The organism is Macromonas bipunctata (assembly GCF_002837135.1).
In the GTDB taxonomy this organism is placed as follows: Bacteria; Pseudomonadota; Gammaproteobacteria; order Burkholderiales; family Burkholderiaceae_C; genus Macromonas_A; species Macromonas_A bipunctata.
Map to the genome: position 1 here is coordinate 1 of NZ_NWBQ01000084.1, position 1,258 is coordinate 1,258.

Sequence of the window (1,258 nt, forward strand, 5' to 3'; positions counted from 1 at the left end):
TATACAAAACCCCGAATCCAGTGATGTAATCAATGGGTTCGGGGTTTTTGCTTTGGTGCTTCCAAATCAGATATGCGATGAAAAAACCAGTCTACACACGTGCCCAAGCGTTGCCCGGCATTCTGGCGCAGCGGATTGCGATCTTGGACGGTGCCATGGGCACCATGATCCAACGCTTTCGCCTGGGTGAGCAGCAATACCGAGGTCTGGGTTACCAGGGGCCGGGTGCGTGCTACGAGCGTTTTGCCAGTTTTGCACGTGATGTCAAGGGCAACAATGAGTTGTTGAGTCTGACGCGACCGGATGTGATTCGAGACATCCACGAAGGGTATCTGAGCGCGGGCGCCGACCTGATCGAAACCAACACCTTTGGCGCTACCCGCATTGCGCAGGACGATTACGGCATGGCGAACCTGGTGCCGGAGATGAACCTGGCTTCTGCACGTCTGGCACGGGAAGCGTGTGACAAGTTCAGCACTCCCGATAAGCCGCGCTTTGTAGCGGGCGCTCTGGGCCCGACACCCAAAACCGCCAGCATCAGCCCTGACGTGAACGATCCGGGGGCGCGCAATGTGAATTTCGAGGAATTGCGCGTGGCTTACAAGGAGCAGGTGGACTGCCTGGTACGCGGCGGATCGGACGTGCTGCTGGTGGAGACCATTTTTGACACGCTAAACGCCAAGGCGGCCTTGTTTGCGATTCAGGAGTATTTTGACGAATCGGGCGAATGCTTGCCGGTGATCATCAGCGGTACGGTGACGGACGCTTCCGGGCGCCTCTTGAGTGGCCAGACGGTGTCGGCGTTCTGGGCCAGTGTGCGGCACATCCAGCCACTGGCGATCGGGTTGAATTGTGCGCTGGGGGCGGCCTTGATGAAGCCGTACATTCAGGAGCTGGCCAAGGTGGCGCAAGGCACGTTCATCAGCTGCTACCCGAATGCGGGTTTGCCCAATCCGATGAGCGACACGGGCTTTGATGAAACGCCTGAAGACACGTCGCGCTTGCTGCACGAGTTTGCCGAGCAGGGTTTGGTGAACATTGTGGGCGGATGTTGTGGTACGACGCCGGATCACATCAATGCCATCCGCCTGGCGGTGAGCAGCGCTGCGCCTCGTTTTACGCGTTGGCGTTGATCTCCAGCTAACCCGGATATTTCACCGCAATCCGTAGAAACGGGGACGGCATTGCCCTTGAAATGCCCGAACATCGAGGTATCGAATCCAGATGAAAGGACGGGCAATGCCGAAACCAAACTGTA

1 protein-coding gene is annotated in these 1,258 nt (G+C 57.7%); it reads left to right on the top strand.

Annotation, left to right across the window (positions count from 1 at the left end; translation table 11 throughout):
• Positions 1–77: 77 nt before the first annotated feature.
• Positions 78–1,133: a homocysteine S-methyltransferase family protein gene (locus CON76_RS11665; RefSeq protein WP_101103520.1), complete on the top strand. Its 1,056-nt coding sequence runs from the start codon at positions 78–80 to the stop codon at positions 1,131–1,133.
• The last annotated feature ends 125 nt before the right edge of the window (positions 1,134–1,258 follow it).